This is a genomic window from Pseudomonas sp. S9 (assembly GCF_000222125.1).
Classification (GTDB): domain Bacteria; phylum Pseudomonadota; class Gammaproteobacteria; order Pseudomonadales; family Pseudomonadaceae; genus Aquipseudomonas; species Aquipseudomonas segetis.
On record NZ_AFFX01000001.1, the window covers coordinates 86,544 to 107,444 of the forward strand.

Here is a 20,901-nt window from a genome sequence, read left to right on the forward strand (position 1 = left end):
GTGGTTGTTCTGTCAGCATAAAGAATACTTATATGGTTAGAATTATGTTGACAGGGGGCGGGACCGCACTTAATATGCGCCCCGTCCTTGAGATGGGGCTATAGCTCAGCTGGGAGAGCGCTTGCATGGCATGCAAGAGGTCGACGGTTCGATCCCGTTTAGCTCCACCAATTTCTTTAAAGCCAAAAGGCTTGCCACGGCCGGTTCATTGAACGGGTCGAGTTGTTGGAAGGCTTTTGCGTCCCCTTCGTCTAGTGGCCTAGGACACCGCCCTTTCACGGCGGTAACAGGGGTTCGAGTCCCCTAGGGGACGCCACTATTTAAAAAGCAGTTCCGTCAGGTGCTGTGAGCCGAGAGGCGATAAATCCGGGGGTATAGCTCAGCTGGGAGAGCGCTTGCATGGCATGCAAGAGGTCAACGGTTCGATCCCGTTTATCTCCACCAATTTTGCAGTAGCACGTTTGTGTTTTGAAACTGCCACGGGCCAGCTTTTTGCTGGCCTTGTTTTTCGAAGGATTCGTCCCCTTCGTCTAGTGGCCTAGGACACCGCCCTTTCACGGCGGTAACAGGGGTTCGAGTCCCCTAGGGGACGCCACTATTTAAAAAGCAGTTCCGTCAGGTGCTGTGAGCCGAGAGGCGATAAATCCGGGGGTATAGCTCAGCTGGGAGAGCGCTTGCATGGCATGCAAGAGGTCAACGGTTCGATCCCGTTTATCTCCACCAATTTTGCAGTAGCACGTTTGTGTTTTGAAACTGCCACGGGCCAGCTTTTTGCTGGCCTTGTTTTTCGAAGGATTCGTCCCCTTCGTCTAGTGGCCTAGGACACCGCCCTTTCACGGCGGTAACAGGGGTTCGAGTCCCCTAGGGGACGCCATTTTACCCGCCTGTCGGGTTTTAAAAGGGCCATTCTGCAAAGAATGGCCCTTTTGTTTATCTGCGATTTAATCTCCCCATATGCTGCGCTCTGGCCAATAGCTGTGCCGTTAAATATGATAGTTATAATATTTAATGGCGTTTGGATTGGAGTGCTGGCTGATGAGCGACAAGAAATTGCAAAGCCGCGAACGAATTTTGCGTGCTGCTGAGTCGATACTGGTCTTGCGTGGACCGGTTGAGCCCAGCGTTAGCGAGATAATGGCCGCCGCTGGAATGACGGTTGGTGGTTTCTACGCCCACTTTGACAGCAAGGAATCGCTGATGCTTGAGGCTTTCGAGCGGCTGCTGAGCAAGCGGCGTGCGGGCTTGAGCGAGCTGGACAGTGATTTGCCATTAAGTGAGCGGCGCAGCCTGATGGCTGCGTTCTATTTGTCGCGCAGGCACCGTGACAGCGCGGACTCGGGTTGTCCCTTGCCAGCCTCCTTGAGTGAGATAGCGCGTTTGCCCGAAAGCTTTCGCGAGGCCCTGGCAAGGCACTTGGAGTTGATTGTTGCCAAGCTTGCGCAGACGCCGGAACAGTCTTCGGCCGTGCTTGCCGATTTGGCGATGATGATCGGTGGCCTGTCGCTGGCGCGCGCCTTGGGGCCGGGTGATATGTCTGATCGAGTGTTGCGCGCGGCCAAGTCGGCCATTGTTTGAAAGCCAGGCGTTGCACATCGATCGACACATTCCGGTGCGCTATGTCTGGCGATAGCGATTAATGTCGATGGTTGTTTCAAGCGCCTGGCTCTGGCAGTGTGCAAGGCTTAGAGGTGGGGCCTGCCTGAGCTGGCTTTATCTGACTGTGACTTTTATCGGCTGCTCATGCTTGCTTGTGGGCAGTGTGGAGCTGTGTAGATGAACTGGGATATGGCCAATCCATTTGTGATCGACATTATTGTGGGTGCAGATGATATCGACGGTCTTGGGCATGCCAATAATGCGGTCTATGTCAGTTGGCTCGAGCGTTGCGCCTGGCGTCACTCGCAATTTCTGGGCCTGGATCTGGTTGAGTACCAGCGCCTGGATCGAGCGATGGCCGTGACCCGTCACGAAATCGACTACCTGGCCAGCGCCTATGAAGACCAGGAGCTGCAGATGGCAACCTGGATTGTCGAGTCTGATCAGCGCCTGAAGATGGATCGCCGCTTTCAATTGATTCGCCCACAAGACGGGGTCACCTTGCTGCGCGCCAAGACAACATTTGTCTGTATCGAGCTGTCCAGCGGTAAACCCAAGCGCATGCCGCCAGAGTTTATTGATGGCTATGGCCAGGCGTTGCAACCTGTTTTCCCGATGGAACTCTAGCTGTTTGGTGCTTGCCCAGGTGCAGTGCTGGGTGAAAGAAATAGGCTGTGCCGGTCGACCAGTACCTGGAAGTAACGGGTTTCACCGGGCTTGATCAGCATCGACTGCTGGCTGCGCAGGTTGATGGAGCCGCAATAGCCGGCGGGGGAGAGAGCCAGCTCTGCATTGAAATTACCTGCAGGGATTTTTAGCTCAATCGACTCGCCAACTCCCAGGGCCAAGGGTGCCTGGCCGCTGATCAATATCTCGACATCGCAGGCGGTTGGTGCGTTGCGGTCACGGCTGATCACGACTTTTGCCGCGTACTCTGGAACCGCTTCAAAATGAATCTCCGGCTGCTCTACTTGCGCCGCCTGACTCAGGCAGCTGCTAAGTATGCCGGCGCATAGCAGGAGTTTGCTTCGCATCTTGATCCTTGATCTTGCGTCTTCGGGCTGCCTTTGCAGGCGTTTAGCCAGTGTAACGGAAAGCCCGGATAAGTCTTTAGGTAACCTCTGAAAACCGCTGCGCTGGATATCACGGGGCAAGCCATCGCTGCGGTTCCCAAGGGGTGAGCAGCGCGCATCAAATGCGCATTCAGGTTGCTAAAGTCGAGTGCGAGCTTTTTCAGAGGGGCTTATCAAAGTGTCCTTGATCGGCAATATTTCAACTTAAGCGTCCAACTGCGTACACTGCGCAACGTTTTTTTCGAGAGTAACCCTATGCAAATCGCCTTGGCGCCCATGGAGGGGTTGGTCGATCATATTCTTCGCGACGTGCTGACCCGCATTGGCGGCATTGACTGGTGCGTGACAGAGTTTGTTCGCGTCACCGAGCGTGTGCTGCCAGCTTCTGCCTATCGCAAGCTGGCCCCTGAACTCTTTACCGCTGCGCGAACCCGTGCCGGGACCCAATTGCGCGTGCAGTTGTTGGGCTCCGATCCGCAGTGTTTGGCCGACAATGCCGCGTTTGCCTGCACGCTGGGTGCGCCGGTCATTGATTTGAATTTTGGCTGCCCGGCGAAAACCGTGAACAAATCACGCGGCGGAGCCGTGTTGCTCAAGGAGCCTGAGTTGCTGCATCGAATCCTGCGTGAGGTCAGGCGCACGGTTGCAGCTGATATTCCGGTAACCGCCAAGATGCGCCTGGGGTTTGATGATAAAGGGGGCGCCATCGAGTGCGCGCAAGCGCTGGCTGAAGGCGGTGCAGAGCAGATTGTGGTGCACGCCAGGACCAAGGTCGAAGGCTACAAGCCACCGGCCCATTGGGAGTGGGTGGCACTGATCAAAGAGGCCGTGAATGTTCCGGTGTTTGCCAATGGTGATGTCTGGACGGTTGCCGACTGGCAACGCTGCCGTGAAGTCAGTGGTGTCGATGACATCATGATTGGCCGAGGCCTGGTGAGTCGTCCCGACCTGGCGCGGCAAATCGCCATGGTCAAGGCCGGTGAACCCGTGGTTGAAATGACCTGGCAAGAGTTTCAGCCCTTGCTCAATGACTTTTGGCTACAGGCGCGCAAGAAACTTTCGCCACGCTTTGCCCCGGGCCGCCTCAAGCAATGGTTGGCGCTGCTGACGCGAAATTACCCTGAGGCGGTGCTGCTGTTCGATCAGTTGCGGCGCGAGAATGATTGCCTGCGCATTGATGCCATGCTTGGTGTTGAACTGCCTCTGAACGCCGAACTTGTCAGTTAGGCAGATGCTGTAGGGAGGTTGACAAGCTTCGCGCTGTCTCACCCTAAGGCTTGCCTGCTATTTGCAGGGCGGCTGAGGTTTTTCAGCCACCCATCCGGAGTGCCGTTCGCTTTCTAGCGCCCACCGCTGATATCGAGCAGCGCGCCGCTGGCATAGGAAGCCTTGTCACTGGCTAGCCAGATGATCGCTTCAGCCACTTCCTGGGCGCTACCGCCACGGCCCATGGGCACGCTGGCGCTGACCCGGGCAACCCGGTCTGGCTCGCCGCCGCTGGCGTGAATTTCAGTATCGATCACGCCGGGACGCACGGCGTTAACGCGAATGCCCTGGCTGGCGACTTCCTTGGCCAGGCCCAGGGTCATGCTATCGATCGCGCCTTTGGCTGCTGCGTAATCAATGTATTCGGCTGGGGCGCCGAGTTTGGCGGCAATCGAGGACAGGTTGATAATGACGCCGCCTTGGCCGCCATTATCGCTGGACATGCGCTTCACCGCTTCACGGGCGCAGGCAAAGCTGCCGAACACATTGGTGGCGAAAACCCGCTGCAGGCGTGCGCTGTCCATCTGTTCAAGGCGCATCTGCGGTTCGAGAATGCCAGCGTTATTGACCAATACGTCGATGCGCCCAAAGTAGCGGTCTATGGCTTTGAATAGCTGTTCAACCTCGGCATCGACGGCAATGTTGGCTTGCAGTGCAATGGCTTCGCCGCCTGCAGCCTTGATTTCGGCAACCAGTGCCTCGGCCGAGGCGCTTTGCTGGTGATAGTTGATGCATACGGCGTAGCCTTCGACTACTGCCAGGCGCGCTGTGGCCGCACCAATGCCGCGACTGCCACCGGTTATAAGCATGACTTTGCGCATAAAAAGGTCTCCTGTGCCAGCTGTGCAGCATTTCCAGCCGGGCAATTGCTGAATAACTACTGCACTTGATAACGGGGATTTTCCCGCTGGTTGTTGTGACTGTTGCCTGTCAGCTTGTTTCGCGCTGACCGAAGGCTTGAGGTTGGATTAGCTGCGTTTTTGCTGGTCAGGCAAGCGGTGCAGCAATGCCTTGAATTCATTAAGCGGCACCGGTTTGCTGAACAGGTAGCCTTGATAGAGAAAGCAGCCCTGGCTGTGCAGGAATTCAAGTTGTTCTTGTTGCTCAACACCTTCGGCAATGACTGTCAGGCCAAGGCTCTTGGCCATGGCAACGATGGCCCGGATGATTTCTGCATCGTTAGGGTCGGTCGTGGCATCGCGGATAAAAGACTGATCAATCTTAAGCACGTCTACCGGCAGGCGCTTGAGGTAGGTCAGTGAGCTATAGCCGGTACCGAAGTCGTCCATGGCGAAGCTCACGCCTATGTCGCGCAACTGGTTCATTTTCCGGATGGTGTCATCAATGTTCTCGATGATAATGCTTTCGGTCACCTCGAGCTTGAGCTGCGGCATGTTTTCGGGATCAAGGCAGCTCTTGACCAGGGTAACAAACTCTTCCTGGCGAAACTGGCGCGGACTGATGTTGACGCAGAGGCTGAAGTTATCGCGTTCGAATAAACCCTCGGCCAATAGTTGTGCATACACCCGGCAGGCTTCTGCAAGCACCCAGCTGCCAACTTCGAGGATCAGGCCACTTTCCTCGAGGATGTGGATGAACAGCCCGGGTGACTGCGGGCCAAGGCTTGGGTGATCCCAGCGTAGTAGTGCCTCGGCGCCGACTATCTGGTTGCTGCGCGCATCGACTTGGGGCTGGAAGTAGAGTTCGAATTCGCCGCGCACGTGGGCCATGCGCAGGTCATTTTCAAGGCGTAGCCGCTCGCTCGCGGCTTCTTGCATGGAGTTGCGAAACAGCTGGATGGTGTTGCGTCCGGAGTCCTTGGCGCGATATAGGGCAATGTCGGCGCGTTTTAGCAGGTCGGCCGGGGTGTCGCCGTGATCAGGGATCAGTGCGATACCGATACTGGGTGTGACCTGCAGGCGCTGGCCATCAAGCAGCATGGGTTCAGCCAGCAATGTGCGGAACTGGTTGGAAATTTCAGTGACCTGGCGCGTGACCACTTCTGTGTCGCCCTCGAGCCTTGAGATCAAGATGACGAACTCATCACCACCCAGGCGTGCAACGGTGTCTTCCTGGCGTACGCTGGCTTCCAGGCGTGCAGTGATAAGGCGCAGTACATTGTCGCCAACCGGATGGCCCAGGGAATCGTTGATGTGCTTGAAGTGATCCAGGTCGATAAACAGCAGTGCGCCGCGCAAATTGTGGCGTTTGAGCAGCGCGATCTGCTGGGTCAGGCGATCCATCAGCAAGCTGCGGTTGGGCAGGTTGGTCAGCGGGTCGTGATAGGCCATGTGCTGGACCTGAGCCTGGGCACTCTTGAGTTCACTCACGTCGCGGGCTGTCAGCAGCAGGCATGGCGTTTCGTTGAGCTCGATATTTTCGACCGAGACTTCAACTACTGCTTGGCTGCCATCACGATGCTTGCCACGCATTTCCATGTGGTGGACATGGCCGTGGTGCGCCAGACGCGTCAGCATCATCTGGCGTTCTTCGGCGTTGGCCCAGATGTTGATCTCGTAGGCCGTCCTCCCGATGACGTCTTCGGCGCTGTAGCCAGTGAGCTTGCAAAAGCCTTCGTTGACTTCGATATAGCGTCCGCTGTCGCGCTCGGTGATGGTGATGGCATCCGGGCTTGAGTGGAAAGCCTTGGCGAACTTCTCCTGGCTGGCGCGCAGTGCTGCTTCGGACAAGACGCGCTCGGTAATGTCGCGGAAGGTGGTGGTGATGCACAGGCGACGGTCGACCCGGATAAACCGGGTCGAGATGGCGCAGGTCAACAGGGTTCCTGAGCGATGGTAAAAGCAGGCGACCTCTTCATCCAGTGCTTGCTCGCGGTTGAGTTTTTGATAGAGGCGCTCACGGTCACTGTGGTCTTTCCAGAAGCAGATATCCAGGCTACTGCGGTTGATGATATCGCTGTCTTCCCAGCCAAAGGTCTTGCTGAACTTGGGGTTTATGTCGATAAACACGCCGTCACTGACGCGGGTGACGCAGATAGGGTCGGGGCTGGCCTGGAACAGCGTGGCAAATTTCTCTTCCGAGGCCGCCAGGCGCTGTTCGCGTTGAACGCGCTCGGTGATGTCGAGCAATATGCCGGTCATGCGCAGGGGAGAGCCGTCGGTATCGCGATACAGTTTGGCAGTGCTCTCTATGTAGTAGGTCACACCGTTGGCATGGCGTGCTCGATAGATCACCTGATAGGACTGGCGCGCACCGCTCAGCAGCTCTTTGTAGGCCTTGAGCATCATGCGCTGGTCTTCCAGTGGCACATGGCTGAGCAGTGTCTCGAAGTCGCCGTGGTAAGGCACGGCTGCCAGTCCATGTAGTGTCGAGGTGCGCTGCGAGCCGTAAATCAGGTTGCTGGGAATATGCCAGTCCCAGGTGCCAAGATCGGCCGAATCGAGCGCCAGGTTCAGGCGCTCCTGGCTTTCATTCAATACCTGGTCCTGGGCCCGTTGCTTGGAAATATCTCGTACGGTGAGGATCAGGCAGGCCTGGCCGTCGAGGATAATTTCCCCGCCAAACAACAGGTTGGTGCTGATGCTGCCGTCGCGGCTGTGCAGGCGCACTTCAAGCTCGTTGAGTTCGTTACGCTTTACGGCGTCGAGCATGCGTTGGCGACTGTCCAGATCCGTCCAGATGCCCAGTTCAATCGAGGTGCGGCCCACTGCTTCGGCCTTGCTCCAGCCGAATCGGCGCTCGAAGCTTGGGTTCACTTCCACAAAGCGGCCTGTGCCCAGGTTGGTGATGACCACCGCGTCAGGGCTGTATTGGAAGGCCTTGGAGAATTTTTCTTCACTGATGCGCAGGGCTTCCTCGGCGCGCTTTTGTTGGCTGGTGTCGGTGAAGGAACTGAGCATGAACGGCTGGTTTTCCAGCTCTAGGTATTGGCTGGAGAGCACGCCGTCAAGGATGTCGCCGCTGCGGGTACGTAGCTGAACCTGCTGCACAATGGGGGCGCGCACTTCGGCGATGGCTCGCTTGAGGTATTGCTGCTCGCTGTCGTGCACCCAGATATTGAGTGTATCGCAACTGCAGCCGATCGCCTCTTCGGCGCTCCAGCCGAGGCTGTGCTCAAAGTGCTGATTGACCTCGATCAGGCTGTCATCGGTCAAGCGAACCAGCATCACAATGTCGGGGTTTAGCTGAAACAGGCTGGCAAAGCGCTGCTCCGAGTTGATCAATGCGTCGGAGCGCTGTTTCTGGAGGGTGTAGTCGCGTACCACGCCATACATGTGTGGCCGATTCTGGTCATCGGATTTCAGGCTGCCGTTGACTTCAATCCAGTGCAGGCTGCCATCTGGCCAGATAATCCGGTGACGCATGGGCCGCAGGTCCGGGGTGCCATCGACAATCTTGCGGAATAGTGACAGCACATGCTGGTGATCTTCTGGCGGTACCAGGTCCAGGTATTCGACGCGCTGGTTCAGTGGCTGGTTTGGATCAAGACCATAAAGCGCCTGGGCGCCACGGGACCAACTGATTTGCCCACTTTCTATGTCCCACAGCCAAGCACCCAGCTTGGCGCCGTTGAGTGCTGCAAGAAGACGTGGCGTGTCATCCCATGCCTGTTCGAACGCGGCAGGATCAAGTGCGGGGATGTGGGGCAGGATTACCGTGCGCTCATGATTTTTTGCCATTGGAGGCTCTATGAGTAAGCGAAGTAGCCAGTGGCTGGTGCTCTGTACTGGCATTTGATAGTTATAGCTTCACGTTAGCCGTTATCGAGTCGTCCGTGCAAGATGGTCACCTTGAGCGTCCAGCAATTGCATGAAGGCTCGTGCGGCATTTGAAAGCGTGCGCTCGCTATGTGAAATGTAGCCTAGTTGCCGGCTTAGCTGGATGCCGGGCAGGGCCAGGCGATGAACCTGTTCATCAAGCATGGTGCGCGGCAGTACGCTCCAGGCCAGGCCAATGGATACCATCATCTTGATCGTCTCCAGGTAGTTGGTGCTCATGGCTATATTGGGGCTCAATCCCCGGGCTTCGAACAGACGCTGGACGATGTGGTGGGTAAAGGTGTTGCCACCAGGAAACACAGCAGGTTGCCTGGCTATATCGGCAAGGCTGACATCCGGTTGCTGGGCAAGAGGGTGCTCCGGCGCGACTACAAAATCCAGCGGGTCATCCCATACGGAGACTGCGCTCACAGGGGGTCGGGTTTCCGGCGCCAGGGTGATTACAGCCAGCTCGGCGCGCCCGTGTAGTATTTCTTCGTAGGCAACTTCTGAATCGAGAAACTGGATGTCCAGCGCGACCTGCGGATGAGTGCGAGTGAACTCACGTAGCAGTGCGGGTAGACGATGAAGGCCAATATGATGGCTGGTCGCTAGCGTCAATCTGCCACTGATTTCACCGCTCAGATTGGTCAGGGCCCGGCGTGTGTCATCGAGCACATTGATAATCTGGTAGGCCCGGGGCAGCAGGGCACGACCCGCTTCAGTCAGGCTGACTTCACGACCCAGTCGGTCGAACAGGCGTACATTGAGTTGCTGTTCCAGGCTAGCGATCCGTTTGCTGACTGCCGGCTGGGTCAGATGCAGGCGTTCGGCGGCGTCAGAGAAGCTGCCTACCTCGGCAATCGCGATAAATGCATTGAGGGTTGCCAGGTCCATTTTGTATTCCTAGTAGTTATCCAATAGATGAAAAATATGAATTTGAGTAATTTATAGCAAGCCCATAAAATTGCCACATAAGCTAAAGGGATACTCCTGAAGCACAGAAATATGCTGATGAGGAAAACACTGATGGCCGGCAAAACGCTTTACGACAAACTCTGGGAAATGCACGAGGTCAAGCGCCGTGACGATGGTTCGTCACTGATCTACATCGACCGGCATATCCTTCACGAAGTGACCTCGCCGCAGGCATTCGAGGGTTTGCGTCTGGCCCAGCGCAAGCCATGGCGCATCGACGCCAATATCGCCACTCCGGATCACAACGTGCCGACCACCAAGGCCGAGCGCCAAGGTGGCCTGGAAGCGATCAGCGATGAAGTATCACGTATCCAGGTGCAAACCCTGGATGAAAACTGCGACGACTTCGGCATCCTCGAGTTCAAGATGAACGATGTCCGCCAAGGCATCGTGCATGTGGTCGGGCCGGAGCAGGGTGCAACATTGCCCGGCATGACCGTGGTTTGTGGCGATTCACACACCTCGACCCACGGAGCCTTCGGTGCCCTGGCGCACGGTATTGGTACGTCCGAGGTCGAGCATGTGCTGGCTACCCAGTGCCTGGTCGCCAAGAAAATGAAGAACATGCAGGTTCGCGTCGAGGGCAAGTTGCCGTTTGGCGTCACCGCCAAGGACATCGTGCTGGCGGTCATCGGCAAGATAGGCACCGCTGGCGGTAATGGCCACGCGTTGGAGTTTGCCGGTAGCGCGATCCGCGATTTGTCGCTGGAAGGGCGCATGACCATCTGCAACATGTCGATCGAGGCCGGTGCCCGTGTGGGCATGGTGGCTGTCGATGAGAAGACCATCGAGTACGTTGCCAACCGTCCATTCTCGCCCAAGGGCGAGCAGTGGGAGCAAGCTGTTGCCCAGTGGCGCGGCCTGGTTTCCGATGCCGACGCCCATTTTGATACTGTGGTTGAGTTGCGTGCGGAAGACATCAAGCCGCAAGTCAGCTGGGGCACTTCGCCAGAGATGGTCTTGGCGGTCGATCAGCATGTGCCGGACCCGGCAGCCGAGACCGACCTGGTCAAGCGTGATTCAATCACTCGCGCGCTGAAATACATGGGGTTGACCGCCAACCAGGCGATCACCGATATCCAGCTTGATCGTGTATTCATCGGCTCGTGCACCAACTCACGGATAGAGGACCTGCGCGCTGCGGCTGCAGTGGCCAAGGGACGTAAAGTTGCCGCAACCATCAAGCAGGCCATGGTTGTACCGGGTTCTGGCCTGGTCAAGCAGCAGGCTGAAAAAGAAGGCCTGGACAAGATCTTTATCGAAGCTGGCTTTGAATGGCGTGAGCCGGGTTGCTCGATGTGCCTGGCGATGAACCCGGACAAGCTTGGCAGTGGCGAGCATTGTGCATCGACTTCCAACCGTAACTTCGAAGGCCGCCAGGGCGCTGGTGGTCGTACTCACCTGGTAAGCCCGGCGATGGCCGCGGCTGCTGCGGTTACTGGCACTTTTGTTGATGTTCGTGAATTGATTCAGGCCTGAGGAGACCGCCATGAAAGCCTTTACCCAACACACAGGTCTTGTCGCGCCGCTGGATCGTGCCAACGTCGATACCGACCAGATCATCCCCAAGCAATTTTTGAAGTCGATCAAGCGTACCGGCTTTGGCCCGAACCTCTTTGATGAGTGGCGCTACCTGGATGTCGGTCAACCGAACCAGGACAACGCCAAGCGTCCGGTGAACAAGGATTTCGTCCTTAACTTCCCGCGTTACCAGGGGGCAAGCGTATTGCTGGCTCGTGAGAACTTTGGCTGTGGCTCAAGCCGTGAACACGCGCCCTGGGCGCTGGAAGAGTACGGTTTCCGGACCATTTTGGCCTCAAGCTTCGCGGACATCTTCTACAACAACAGCTTCAAGAACGGCCTGTTGCCGATCATCCTGGCTGAAAGCGAGATGGATGAGCTGTTTGAACAAGCCGAGGCGATCGAAGGCTATCAACTGACGATTGATCTTGAAGCGCAGACAGTGACCCGTCCCGACGGCAAGCAGTACAGCTTTGAAGTCGATGCGTTCCGCAAGCATTGCCTGCTCAATGGTTTGGACGACATTGGCCTGACCTTGCAGGACAGCGATGCCATCCGCGCCTTTGAAGAAGGTTATCGTCAGCAGCAACCCTGGTTGTTTGGCGCCATCAAGTGATTCAGGCCTGCTCAAGCAAGGCTTGATTGCAGGTGGAGGCAGGGCAATGAGTGATCACGATCAGGTTGTCGAGCGTCAATTCGGCGAGCAGGCCAGTGCCTATTTGAGCAGTGCGGTGCACGCCCAAGGCAGCGAGTTCGCCCTGCTGCGCGAAAGTGTTGCGGCACGGCCTGGTGCCCGGGTGCTCGATCTGGGTTGTGGTGCGGGCCATGTCAGCTTTCAGGTCGCGCCATTGGCGAATGAAGTGGTTGCATACGATTTGTCTCAGCAGATGCTGGATGTGGTAGCGTCTGCCGCCGCTGAGCGTGATTTGGCCAATATCCGGACCGAGTGCGGGCGGGCTGAGTGCTTGCCCTTTGCTGATGAACAGTTTGATTTTGTCTTCAGCCGCTATTCGGCGCATCACTGGCGCGATGTCGGCCAGGCTTTGCGTGAAGTGCGCCGGGTATTGAAGCCGGGCGGGGTGGCTGCATTCATTGATGTTGCCGCCCCAGAGTTGCCATTGCTCGACACCCATTTGCAGGCCGTTGAGTTGCTGCGCGATACCAGCCACGTGCGTGATTATTCGCCGTCGCAATGGTCGCGACTGGTAGGCGAGGCTGGCCTGGTGCAGACCCGTTGCAGCCGTCAACGCTTGCGCCTGGAGTTCAGCAGTTGGGTCGAGCGCATGCGCACTCCGCAGCTGTTTCGCCAAGCCATCCTGGCTGTGCAGCAGGCGGTAGGCGAAGAAGTTCGCGAGTATTTCGAGATTGCACAAGATGGCTCATTCAGCACCGATGTTTTGTTGCTCTGGGCCGAGCGCTAAATAGATCAGCTTTAAATATGTGTTGGCGCCGTTAGCGCCGTTTGAGAGGAAAGCATGAGTAAACAGATTCTGGTTCTTCCTGGTGATGGCATTGGCCCGGAAATCATGGCCGAGGCTGTCAAGGTACTGGAACTGGCGACTGAAAAGTTCCAATTGGGTCTTGAGCTGACTCATGACGTGATCGGTGGCGCTGCAATCGACAAGCACGGCGTGCCCCTGGCCGATGAAACCCTGGAGCGCGCACGCAAGGCCGATGCGGTATTGCTCGGCGCGGTTGGCGGTCCAAAATGGGACAAGATCGAGCGCGATATCCGCCCGGAGCGCGGCTTGTTGAAGATTCGTTCGCAGCTGGGCCTGTTTGCCAACCTGCGTCCGGCGATCCTGTATCCGCAATTGGCTGATGCTTCGTCGCTCAAGCCAGAAGTGGTGGCAGGCCTGGATATTCTTATCGTTCGCGAGCTGACTGGCGGCATCTACTTTGGCGCGCCACGTGGCACCCGCGAGTTGGATAACGGTGAGCGTCAGGCTTATGACACCCTGCCTTACAGTGAAAGTGAAATCCGTCGTATTGCCCGTGTTGGTTTTGACATGGCCCGGGTTCGCGACAAGAAACTCTGCTCGGTCGATAAAGCCAACGTGCTTGCCTCCAGCCAGCTGTGGCGTGAAGTGGTCGAGGAAGTTGCCAAGGATTACCCGGATATCGAGCTGTCGCATATGTATGTAGACAATGCGGCAATGCAGTTGGTGCGCGCGCCAAAGCAGTTCGACGTGATGGTCACTGATAACATGTTCGGCGACATTCTGTCGGATGAGGCCTCGATGCTCACCGGCTCTATCGGTATGCTGCCCTCAGCCTCGCTGGATGCCAACAACAAGGGCATGTACGAGCCGTGCCATGGTTCTGCTCCTGATATCGCCGGCCAAGGCATTGCCAACCCGTTGGCGACCATCTTGTCGGTGTCGATGATGCTGCGTTACAGCTTCAACCAGGCTGAGGCGGCCAGTGCCATCGAGAAAGCGGTAAGCAATGTGCTCGACCAGGGCTTGCGTACTGGCGACATCTATTCGGCGGGTACCACCAAGGTGGGTACTGTCGCAATGGGTGACGCGGTCGTCGAGGCACTGCGTAGCTTGTAATTCTTCGCGCGGCCCAAGAGCTTCGGCTGCGATTTATATAGGTGTAGTTGTTATGAAACGTGTAGGTCTTATCGGCTGGCGTGGCATGGTTGGTTCCGTGTTGATGCAGCGCATGCTTGAAGAACAGGATTTCGATTTGATCGAGCCCGTATTCTTCACCACATCCAATGTTGGTGGCCAGGGGCCGGCTGTGGGCAAGGATATTGCGCCACTCAAGGACGCCTACAACATTGATGAGCTCAAGAGCCTTGATGTCATCCTGACCTGCCAGGGCGGCGACTACACCAACGATGTCTTCCCCAGGTTGCGTGAGGCAGGCTGGCAGGGCTACTGGATTGACGCCGCATCATCGCTGCGCATGAACGACGATGCCGTCATCGTGCTGGACCCGGTCAACCGCAAGGTAATCGACCAGCAACTTGATGCAGGCACCAAGAACTACATCGGCGGCAACTGCACCGTCAGCCTGATGCTGATGGGGTTGGGCGGCCTGTTCGAGGCGGGCCTGGTTGAGTGGGCTAGCGCCATGACCTATCAGGCGGCAAGCGGCGCCGGTGCGCAGAACATGCGCGAGCTGATCAAGCAAATGGGCACCATCAACAGTTCGGTGGCGGAGCAGCTGGCTGACCCGGCAAGCGCCATTCTGGATATTGATCGTCGTGTTGCCGAAAGCATGCGCGGTGAAGGTTTCCCGGTCGATAACTTTGGCGTGCCACTGGCTGGTAGCCTTATTCCATACATCGACAAGGAGCTGCCTAACGGGCAGAGCCGTGAAGAGTGGAAGGCCCAGGCTGAGACCAACAAGATTCTCGGTCGCTTCAAGAGTGCAATCCCGGTTGATGGTATCTGCGTGCGCATCGGCGCCATGCGTTGCCACAGTCAGGCCCTGACCATCAAGCTGAACAAAGATGTGCCGATCTCGGATGTCGAGGCGCTGATCAGCCAGCACAACCCTTGGGTCAAGCTGGTGCCAAATCATCGCGAGCAAAGCATTACCGACCTGAGCCCGACTGCGGTTACTGGCACCTTGAGTGTGCCAGTCGGGCGCCTGCGTAAGCTCAACATGGGGTCGCAGTACCTGGGCGCATTCACTGTTGGCGATCAACTGTTGTGGGGCGCGGCTGAGCCGTTGCGCCGCATGTTGCGGATCCTGCTGGAGCGTTGATCAACAGCGTTTTTTCGTACACAGGCATTGACCCGGCATAAAGCGAGCTAAGCAGCTATCGTATAAACGATTCCTGTTAAGCTCGCTTTATGCGTTTATAAGTTGCATTTCGCATAACGTGTGCAGGACGGACAGTGCTTTTTTGTCCGCCATCATCCTTCGCAAAGACTCGGCAAGATCAATGGTCCTCGGTGGACAAGCTTCGCGTTGTCACACCCTGCGATTAAGCTTTGCACTTAGACACCTTGCGAGCAGGGGTGATGTTTTTACCTCGCCCTGTTGATCAGTAACCTCAAGAGTTGAGTATGACCCATAGCTTGGATGTAGCAGTTGTAGGCGCCACCGGCAGTGTTGGTGAGGCTTTGGTGCAGGTCTTGGAGGAGCGCAAATTGCCGGTTGGCACTTTGCATGCCCTGGCGGGTGCTGACTCTGTTGGGCAAACGGCCAGCTATAAAGGCCGAAACTTGCGCGTTCGCGATGTGCAGGCATTTGATTTCAGTACTGTGCAGCTGGTGTTCTTTGCCGCAGGGCAGAGTGTCACTGCGCAGTTCATCGACAAGGCTCGCGCAGCAGGCTGCATGGTTATTGACCTGTCTGGTGGCTTACCGCCGGAGCAGGCGCCGCGTGTGGTTCCCGAAGTGAACCCTCAAGCGCTGGAGCATCTCGGTGCGCCCTATGTGGTTACCAGTCCGTCGTCGGTCAGTGTGGCCTTGGGTTGCGTGCTGGCAGCGCTGCGGCAGGTCGTTAATGTGGAGCGAATCAACCTGACCGCCTGCCTGGCGGTTTCGAGCCGCGGCCGAGAAGGGGTCAGTGAACTGGCTCGGCAAACGGCTGAGTTGCTCAATGGTCGCGCGTTTGAGCCACAGGTTTTTGGTCGGCAAATGGCTTTCAATATGCTGGCCCAGGTTGACCAACCTGACCTGCAGGGGCATGGCCTGCTTGAAAAGCGTGTGGCTGGCGAGCTAAAGGAATTGCTGGTCGAGCCGAAGTTAAGGATGTCAATAAACTGTATCCAGGCGCCGGTGTTTTTTGGCGATAGCCTGAGTCTTTCATTGCAAACCACTAAAGCTGTTGATCTTGCTAAAGTTTGTGATGCCTTGCAGCGTGCTCCGGCGCTGGAGTGTGTAGAGTTCGAGGATTATCCGACTGTAGTCGGTGATGCGGTGGGCCAGGATGTAATCTACGTTGGGCGTGTTCGGGCGGGTCTCGACGATCCCGCAGAACTTAATTTGTGGATTGCGTCTGATAATGTGAGGAAAGGCGCAGCCATAAATGCTGTGCAGTTAGCTGAGTTATTGATAAAACACTATCTGTAAAAGATACTTAGCTGGTGATTTAAAGAATTTTTCGAGCTTGGCACTACGGCTTCGGAATGTATCTGAATGGGGAATCGCGTTTCGCGAATGTAGGCAGACACATTCTGGGCCGTTTTGTACGCCGAGATAAAAGAAAAAAACAAGGGATTAAAATATGCTTCGGGTTCGCAAACTGGTGCTGGCAATGGCAGCTGCTTCGGCACTGTCCTCCGGTATGGCGCACGCGCTGGGTCTGGGTGAAGTCACCCTGAAGTCCTCGCTGAATCAACCATTGGAGGCAGAAATTGAGTTGGTTGAAGCCAGAGATCTGGCCCCCAATGAAGTCTTGCCGAGCCTGGCGTCCCCGGAAGAATTCAATAAGGCGGGGGTTGAGCGTCAGTTCTTCCTGACCGACCTTAAATTTACCCCGGTGATCAAGCCGAACGGTAAAAGCGTGATTCGCGTTACTTCAACCAAGTCGGTGCGTGAGCCGTACCTGAACTTCCTGGTTGAAGTGCTTTGGCCAAATGGCCGACTGTTGCGTGAATACACTGTGTTGCTTGATCCGCCACTGTATTCGCCGCAGGCCGCTGCTGCTCCCCGTGCTGCAGTCACCGCACCCGTTGCGCGCCCGGCCCCGCGTCCTGCTGCACGCCCAGCTACTCAGGCACAAGCGCCCCGCCCAGCAAGCAATAGCGCAGCCAGTGTCGCCGCGCCAAGTGCTGTTGGTAGCAATCAATACCGCACACAGAAAAATGACAGCTTGTGGGAAGTTGCCCAACGTTCGCGACAGAACGGCAGCATTCACCAGGCAATGCTGGCAATTCAGGACCTGAATCCTGATGCCTTTATTGATGGCAACATCAACCGCATGAAAAGCGGCGAAGTGCTGCGTCTGCCAACCCAGGATGATATCAATAAGCGCTCGCAAGCCGAGGCTCTGGCCCAGGTTAACCAGCAAAATGCCGCTTGGCGTGAAGGTCGCAGCGCGCCTGCCGGTGCACGTCAACTCGACGCTACCAAGCGTGAGGTTGCAGGTGCGGCGCCTGCGAATGCTGATGCGCAAGACAAGCTGAAGCTGGTCTCGGCCGAGTCGGGCAAGGCAACTGCCGGCAGCGATAAAGGCCAGGCTGACAGCGACGCGATCAGCAACAAGCTCGCCGTGACCCAGGAAAGCCTGGACTCGACACGTCGTGCCAATGAAGAGCTGTCCGACCGCATGGCTGACCTGCAGAGCCAGGTCGATAAGCTGCAGCGTCTGATCAAGCTTAAAGATGATCAACTGGCCAAGTTGCAGGCTGATCTGGCCAGCCAGGGTGGCGCAGCTGTAACGCCTGGAGTCGCCACGCCTGATGCGGCGACATCCGGGCAGACCCCGCCTGCAACAACTGCCGAGGCCCAGCAACCTGAGCCAGTGGCACCAGCAGCCGATGCACCAGCCGCGCAGGTGCCGGAGACGGCCCAGGAGCCTGACTTCAACTACAGCGAAGAGCCTGCACCCCAGCCAGAAGCATCTGCACCGGTAGCGGCTCCTGCGCCCGAGCCCAAGCCGGTTCCGGCCGAGACCCCGGCGCCCGCCAAGCCAGCCGCTCCAGCGGCGCAGCCAGCTCCGGCTCCGGCTTCCATGATCGATGACCTCTTGGCCAATCCAATGCTGCTCGGCATAGTTGCTGCGGGTGGCTTGCTGGCGTTGTTGGTCGTGCTGATGATCATCTCGCGTCGCAAAGCGATGAAAGAGTCCGAGTCCGCCGAGGATAACCTGGAGCCCGACAATAGCTTTGCGGCCGGGTCTGATTTGCCAGCCGATGACTTTGCTGGTCTGGATGATGATTTCGACCTGGGCAACGAGCAGGCTGAGGTCGCCCCCGAGCAGTCAACCACCCCGCAGACCTCGGATGTACTGGGCGAAGCCGATATCTACATTGCTTATGGGCGTTTCAATCAAGCGGCCGAGCTGCTGCAAAACGCTATCAACGACGAGCCAGAGCGCAGTGACCTGCACCTCAAGTTGATGGAAGTCTACGCAGAAATGGGTGACAGCGAGGGTTACGCTCGCCAGCAGGAAGAATTGCGTGAAATGGGTGCGGCAGCGCCAGAGGTTGCCCAGCTCAATGCCAAGTACCCGGCAATGGCTGGTCTGGCAGGTGGTTTGGCCGTGGCGGGTAGCGTGGACAACGACCTCGACAGTTTCAGCCTCGATGACTTGACCATGGATGATGTCGACGCAACGACTAATCCGCCCCAGGCAGCAGATGCCGATGACTCCTTTGACCTGAGTCTGGATGATCTGGAATCCGAGCTGGACAGTCAGTTGCAGTCCACTGCCAGCAATGATCTGGAGCGTTTCGATCTGGACGACGAGCTTGGTCAGGCGGCTAATGCTCCACTTGCAACCCAGGACGATGACCTGGGCTTCGAGCTGAGCCTTGACGAGGACGTCGAAAAAAATACCGGGCCGGCGGACGAACTGGTTGATTTCAACTTTGATCTGGACAGCGCTCCAGCCAGCGACGCTGCTGTCAACCAGCCGGCGGATGCGGGTGCAGACGATGACTTCCTGCTCAGCCTGGATGATGCCGATTTGTCATCAAGCACTGACCCTGTCGCTGAAGCGGCACCGCAGGGAGAGACCGATGATGGCTTCGACCTGTCGCTGAACGATGATCTGGGTGATCTTGCATCTGAGGAAAAACCTGATAACTTTGCCGCCCAGCTGGATGAGGTCACGGCTGAACTCGATCAACTGAGTGAAAGCCTTGAGCAACAGAAAGCGGCTGATGAGCTTGATGTGCCCGAGTTTACCGAGGCGTCCTCTGTTGCAGCTTTTGATGACGAAGATGATTTCGACTTCCTCTCTGGCACTGATGAAACCGCGACCAAGCTGGACCTGGCGCGGGCTTACATCGACATGGGCGACTCCGAGGGTGCACGCGACATCCTTGATGAAGTAGTTGCTGAAGGTAATGACGATCAACAGAAAGAAGCCAAAGAGTTGATCGATAAACTGGTTTGATAAATGTCTGATGCTCTACCTGCAACGGCGGCCGAAAGGGCCGCCGTTGGCGTTTTCAAAATAGCCCTTGGTGTTGAATACAAAGGCTCCCGCTATCGTGGCTTCCAGCGCCAGAAGGCCGGTGTGCCTTCTGTCCAGGAATCGCTTGAAAAAGCTATTTCGAAAGTGGCCGGCGGCGCACCCATAACGCTGAGTTGCGCCGGACGCACCGATGCCCTGGTCCATGCCAGCGCGCAGGTGGTGCACTTCACCACCACGGTCGAGCGCAGCATGCATGCCTGGACCATGGGCACCAATATGAACCTGCCTGGTGATATCAGCGTGGCTTGGGCCAAGAGCATGCCCGAGCACTTTGATGCACGTTTTTGTGCCCAGGCCCGGCGCTATCGCTATGTCATCTACAACGACCAGATTCGGCCCGCGCATATGGCCGAGGAAGTGACCTGGAATCATCGTCCGCTGGATATCGAGCTCATGCGTTCGGCGGCCCGGTATTTCGTTGGTACCCATGACTTCAGTGCCTTTCGGGCGCGCCAATGCCAGGCCAAGTCACCAATCAAGACCGTTCATCATCTGCAGTTGCTGGAGCATGGGCGTTTTATCGTGCTGGATATCCGCGCCAATGCATTCTTGCATCATATGGTGCGCAATATCGCTGGCGTGCTGATGACAATCGGAGCTGGCGAGCGTCCGGTCGAGTGGGCCAAGGAAGTGCTTGAGACCGGTGTGCGGCGTACCGGAGGCGTGACGGCTCATCCTTATGGTCTGTACCTGGTGCAGGTGGACTACCCAGCGGAATTTGATCTGCCCAAGCGTTATCTCGGGCCGCATTTTCTCTCGGGCCTGCCAGATGTCATGGCTGAGGGCGAGGGTGGGGGCAATAGCTAGTTTCAGCACTATTTATGATGCAGATGCCTCTGTCTGCACGTTAAGCTGTCAAATTGTGTGCCTTGTACCTGTCTCAAATAGGAAATCAGTTGTTGTCAGTCGTTAGAAGCAAGATTTGCGGCATTACCCGATTTGAAGATGCGCGTGTTGCGGTGGCGGCAGGCGCGGATGCGATTGGCTTTGTGTTTTATGCGAAAAGTCCACGAGCCGTCACAATCGAGCAGGCCCAGGCCATAATTGCGCAGTTGCCGCCCTTTGTGACCACGGTCGGCCTGTTTGTCGATATGCCGCGTGAGCAGTTAAGCCAGCTACTGCAACAGGTACCCTTGGATCTGTTGCAGTTTCATGGCGACGAAACGCCAGCGCAATGTGAAGGCTTCGCTCGTCCCTATATCAAGGCGCTGCGCGTCCAGCCGGGTGACGATATTGCCAGCCAGGTCGCGGCCTATACTTCGGCCCGCGGGGTTCTGCTCGATACCTTTGTCAGTGGCGTACCCGGTGGAACCGGGCAGGCATTTGACTGGTCACTGGTCCCGCAAGGGCTGGAAATGCCCATTATCCTGGCGGGCGGTCTTACGCCTGATAATGTAGAGGCTGCGATCAGGCAGGTCAGGCCCTACGCAGTAGACGTCAGTGGTGGGGTCGAGGCGAGTAAAGGCATCAAGGATTCGAGCAAGGTGCAGGCCTTTGTTCACGCAGTACGTAGCGCGATGTGACGGTTTATTGAGCTTGGCCGTCCATAAACCTATTGCATGTGCTGTAGTGCATGCCCCTGGCGTTGAGCGCCACGGGCGCCGGCCAGGCCGGGCACTGCAGGCGCCATTTGTTTG

The 20,901-nt window shown here is 57.0% G+C and carries 16 protein-coding genes and 6 tRNA genes; 18 read left to right on the plus strand and 4 right to left on the minus strand.

Features of this window, described 5'->3' with window-relative positions:
• The first annotated feature begins 94 nt into the window (after positions 1–94).
• The 8 genes from PSES9_RS0100475 (at position 95) to PSES9_RS0100510 (ending at position 2,223) form a co-directional block, all read left to right on the plus strand.
• Positions 95–170, plus strand: a tRNA-Ala gene (locus PSES9_RS0100475).
• A 70-nt stretch (positions 171–240) separates the two neighbouring features.
• Positions 241–316: transfer RNA gene (locus PSES9_RS0100480), tRNA-Glu, on the plus strand.
• A 52-nt stretch (positions 317–368) separates the two neighbouring features.
• A tRNA-Ala gene (locus PSES9_RS0100485) sits at positions 369–444 on the plus strand.
• 75 nt (positions 445–519) lie between these two features.
• A tRNA-Glu gene (locus PSES9_RS0100490) sits at positions 520–595 on the plus strand.
• A gap of 52 nt (positions 596–647) precedes the next feature.
• A tRNA-Ala gene (locus PSES9_RS0100495) sits at positions 648–723 on the plus strand.
• Between the two features lie 75 nt (positions 724–798).
• Positions 799–874 (plus strand) — tRNA-Glu (locus PSES9_RS0100500).
• Positions 875–1,035: 161 nt separating this feature from the next.
• Complete coding sequence (locus PSES9_RS0100505) at positions 1,036–1,575, plus strand: TetR/AcrR family transcriptional regulator (RefSeq protein WP_010482984.1); 540 nt, start codon at positions 1,036–1,038, stop codon at positions 1,573–1,575.
• A gap of 198 nt (positions 1,576–1,773) precedes the next feature.
• Complete coding sequence (locus PSES9_RS0100510; RefSeq protein WP_010482986.1) at positions 1,774–2,223, plus strand: acyl-CoA thioesterase; 450 nt, start codon at positions 1,774–1,776, stop codon at positions 2,221–2,223.
• Here the strand turns inward: PSES9_RS0100510 and PSES9_RS0100515 are convergent.
• Complete coding sequence (locus PSES9_RS0100515; RefSeq protein WP_010482988.1) at positions 2,220–2,630, minus strand: hypothetical protein; 411 nt, start codon at positions 2,628–2,630, stop codon at positions 2,220–2,222. The two genes, PSES9_RS0100510 and PSES9_RS0100515, sit on opposite strands and share 4 nt — an antisense overlap.
• 294 nt (positions 2,631–2,924) lie before the next feature.
• On the opposite strand from PSES9_RS0100515, the gene PSES9_RS0100520 reads away from it, so the two are divergent.
• Entirely contained in the window at positions 2,925–3,896 is a 972-nt protein-coding gene (locus tag PSES9_RS0100520) for a tRNA dihydrouridine synthase (RefSeq protein WP_010482990.1), read from the plus strand.
• A gap of 113 nt (positions 3,897–4,009) precedes the next feature.
• Here the strand turns inward: PSES9_RS0100520 and PSES9_RS0100525 are convergent, their stop codons facing one another.
• The 3 genes from PSES9_RS0100525 to PSES9_RS0100535 form a co-directional block, all read right to left on the minus strand.
• A complete protein-coding gene (locus tag PSES9_RS0100525; protein ID WP_010482991.1) occupies positions 4,010–4,756 on the minus strand; it encodes an SDR family oxidoreductase in 747 nt (248 codons plus the stop codon).
• A 147-nt stretch (positions 4,757–4,903) separates the two neighbouring features.
• Positions 4,904–8,575: a PAS domain S-box protein gene (locus PSES9_RS0100530; protein ID WP_010482994.1), complete on the minus strand. Its 3,672-nt coding sequence runs from the start codon at positions 8,573–8,575 to the stop codon at positions 4,904–4,906.
• A gap of 81 nt (positions 8,576–8,656) precedes the next feature.
• Entirely contained in the window at positions 8,657–9,550 is an 894-nt protein-coding gene (locus tag PSES9_RS0100535; RefSeq protein ID WP_010482996.1) for a LysR family transcriptional regulator, read from the minus strand.
• Positions 9,551–9,682: 132 nt separating this feature from the next.
• On the opposite strand from PSES9_RS0100535, the gene leuC reads away from it, so the two are divergent.
• The 9 genes from leuC to PSES9_RS0100580 all read left to right on the plus strand — a co-directional run bounded on the left by leuC (position 9,683) and on the right by PSES9_RS0100580 (position 20,787).
• A complete protein-coding gene (leuC, locus tag PSES9_RS0100540; RefSeq protein WP_010482998.1) occupies positions 9,683–11,110 on the plus strand; it encodes a 3-isopropylmalate dehydratase large subunit in 1,428 nt (475 codons plus the stop codon).
• A 10-nt stretch (positions 11,111–11,120) separates the two neighbouring features.
• Complete coding sequence (gene leuD / locus PSES9_RS0100545) at positions 11,121–11,768, plus strand: 3-isopropylmalate dehydratase small subunit (protein WP_010482999.1); 648 nt, start codon at positions 11,121–11,123, stop codon at positions 11,766–11,768.
• A 46-nt stretch (positions 11,769–11,814) separates the two neighbouring features.
• Positions 11,815–12,573, plus strand: a complete 759-nt coding sequence (locus PSES9_RS0100550) for a class I SAM-dependent methyltransferase (protein ID WP_010483001.1) — start codon at positions 11,815–11,817, stop codon at positions 12,571–12,573.
• A gap of 54 nt (positions 12,574–12,627) precedes the next feature.
• The gene (gene leuB, locus PSES9_RS0100555; protein ID WP_010483003.1) at positions 12,628–13,710 is read left to right on the plus strand and encodes a 3-isopropylmalate dehydrogenase; all 1,083 of its coding nucleotides are present in this window, start codon (positions 12,628–12,630) and stop codon (positions 13,708–13,710) included.
• A 52-nt stretch (positions 13,711–13,762) separates the two neighbouring features.
• A complete protein-coding gene (gene asd, locus PSES9_RS0100560; RefSeq protein WP_010483005.1) occupies positions 13,763–14,875 on the plus strand; it encodes an aspartate-semialdehyde dehydrogenase in 1,113 nt (370 codons plus the stop codon).
• 305 nt (positions 14,876–15,180) lie between these two features.
• On the plus strand, positions 15,181–16,191 hold the full coding sequence (locus PSES9_RS0100565; RefSeq protein ID WP_010483008.1) for an aspartate-semialdehyde dehydrogenase: 1,011 nt from the start codon (positions 15,181–15,183) through the stop codon (positions 16,189–16,191).
• Between the two features lie 154 nt (positions 16,192–16,345).
• Positions 16,346–19,183 (plus strand): FimV/HubP family polar landmark protein, encoded by a 2,838-nt coding sequence (locus PSES9_RS0100570; RefSeq protein ID WP_010483010.1) that lies wholly within the window; start codon positions 16,346–16,348, stop codon positions 19,181–19,183.
• 3 nt (positions 19,184–19,186) lie between these two features.
• Entirely contained in the window at positions 19,187–20,071 is an 885-nt protein-coding gene (gene truA / locus PSES9_RS0100575) for a tRNA pseudouridine(38-40) synthase TruA (protein WP_010483012.1), read from the plus strand.
• 92 nt (positions 20,072–20,163) lie between these two features.
• Positions 20,164–20,787: a phosphoribosylanthranilate isomerase gene (locus PSES9_RS0100580; RefSeq protein WP_010483013.1), complete on the plus strand. Its 624-nt coding sequence runs from the start codon at positions 20,164–20,166 to the stop codon at positions 20,785–20,787.
• Positions 20,788–20,901 lie beyond the last annotated feature (114 nt).

Bases quoted from the DNA above. Each gene is read 5' to 3' on its own strand.
- PSES9_RS0100565 (WP_010483008.1), top strand. From the start codon at position 15,181: ATGACCCATAGCTTGGATGTAGCAGTTGTAGGCGCCACCGGCAGTGTT.
- PSES9_RS0100510 (WP_010482986.1), top strand. From the start codon at position 1,774: ATGAACTGGGATATGGCCAATCCATTTGTGATCGACATTATTGTGGGT.
- PSES9_RS0100505 (WP_010482984.1), top strand. From the start codon at position 1,036: ATGAGCGACAAGAAATTGCAAAGCCGCGAACGAATTTTGCGTGCTGCT.
- PSES9_RS0100520 (WP_010482990.1), top strand. From the start codon at position 2,925: ATGCAAATCGCCTTGGCGCCCATGGAGGGGTTGGTCGATCATATTCTT.
- leuC (WP_010482998.1), top strand. From the start codon at position 9,683: ATGGCCGGCAAAACGCTTTACGACAAACTCTGGGAAATGCACGAGGTC.
- asd (WP_010483005.1), top strand. From the start codon at position 13,763: ATGAAACGTGTAGGTCTTATCGGCTGGCGTGGCATGGTTGGTTCCGTG.
- PSES9_RS0100535 (WP_010482996.1), bottom strand. From the start codon at position 9,550: ATGGACCTGGCAACCCTCAATGCATTTATCGCGATTGCCGAGGTAGGC.
- PSES9_RS0100530 (WP_010482994.1), bottom strand. From the start codon at position 8,575: ATGGCAAAAAATCATGAGCGCACGGTAATCCTGCCCCACATCCCCGCA.
- PSES9_RS0100515 (WP_010482988.1), bottom strand. From the start codon at position 2,630: ATGCGAAGCAAACTCCTGCTATGCGCCGGCATACTTAGCAGCTGCCTG.
- PSES9_RS0100550 (WP_010483001.1), top strand. From the start codon at position 11,815: ATGAGTGATCACGATCAGGTTGTCGAGCGTCAATTCGGCGAGCAGGCC.
- PSES9_RS0100570 (WP_010483010.1), top strand. From the start codon at position 16,346: ATGCTTCGGGTTCGCAAACTGGTGCTGGCAATGGCAGCTGCTTCGGCA.
- leuD (WP_010482999.1), top strand. From the start codon at position 11,121: ATGAAAGCCTTTACCCAACACACAGGTCTTGTCGCGCCGCTGGATCGT.
- PSES9_RS0100525 (WP_010482991.1), bottom strand. From the start codon at position 4,756: ATGCGCAAAGTCATGCTTATAACCGGTGGCAGTCGCGGCATTGGTGCG.
- leuB (WP_010483003.1), top strand. From the start codon at position 12,628: ATGAGTAAACAGATTCTGGTTCTTCCTGGTGATGGCATTGGCCCGGAA.
- truA (WP_010483012.1), top strand. From the start codon at position 19,187: ATGTCTGATGCTCTACCTGCAACGGCGGCCGAAAGGGCCGCCGTTGGC.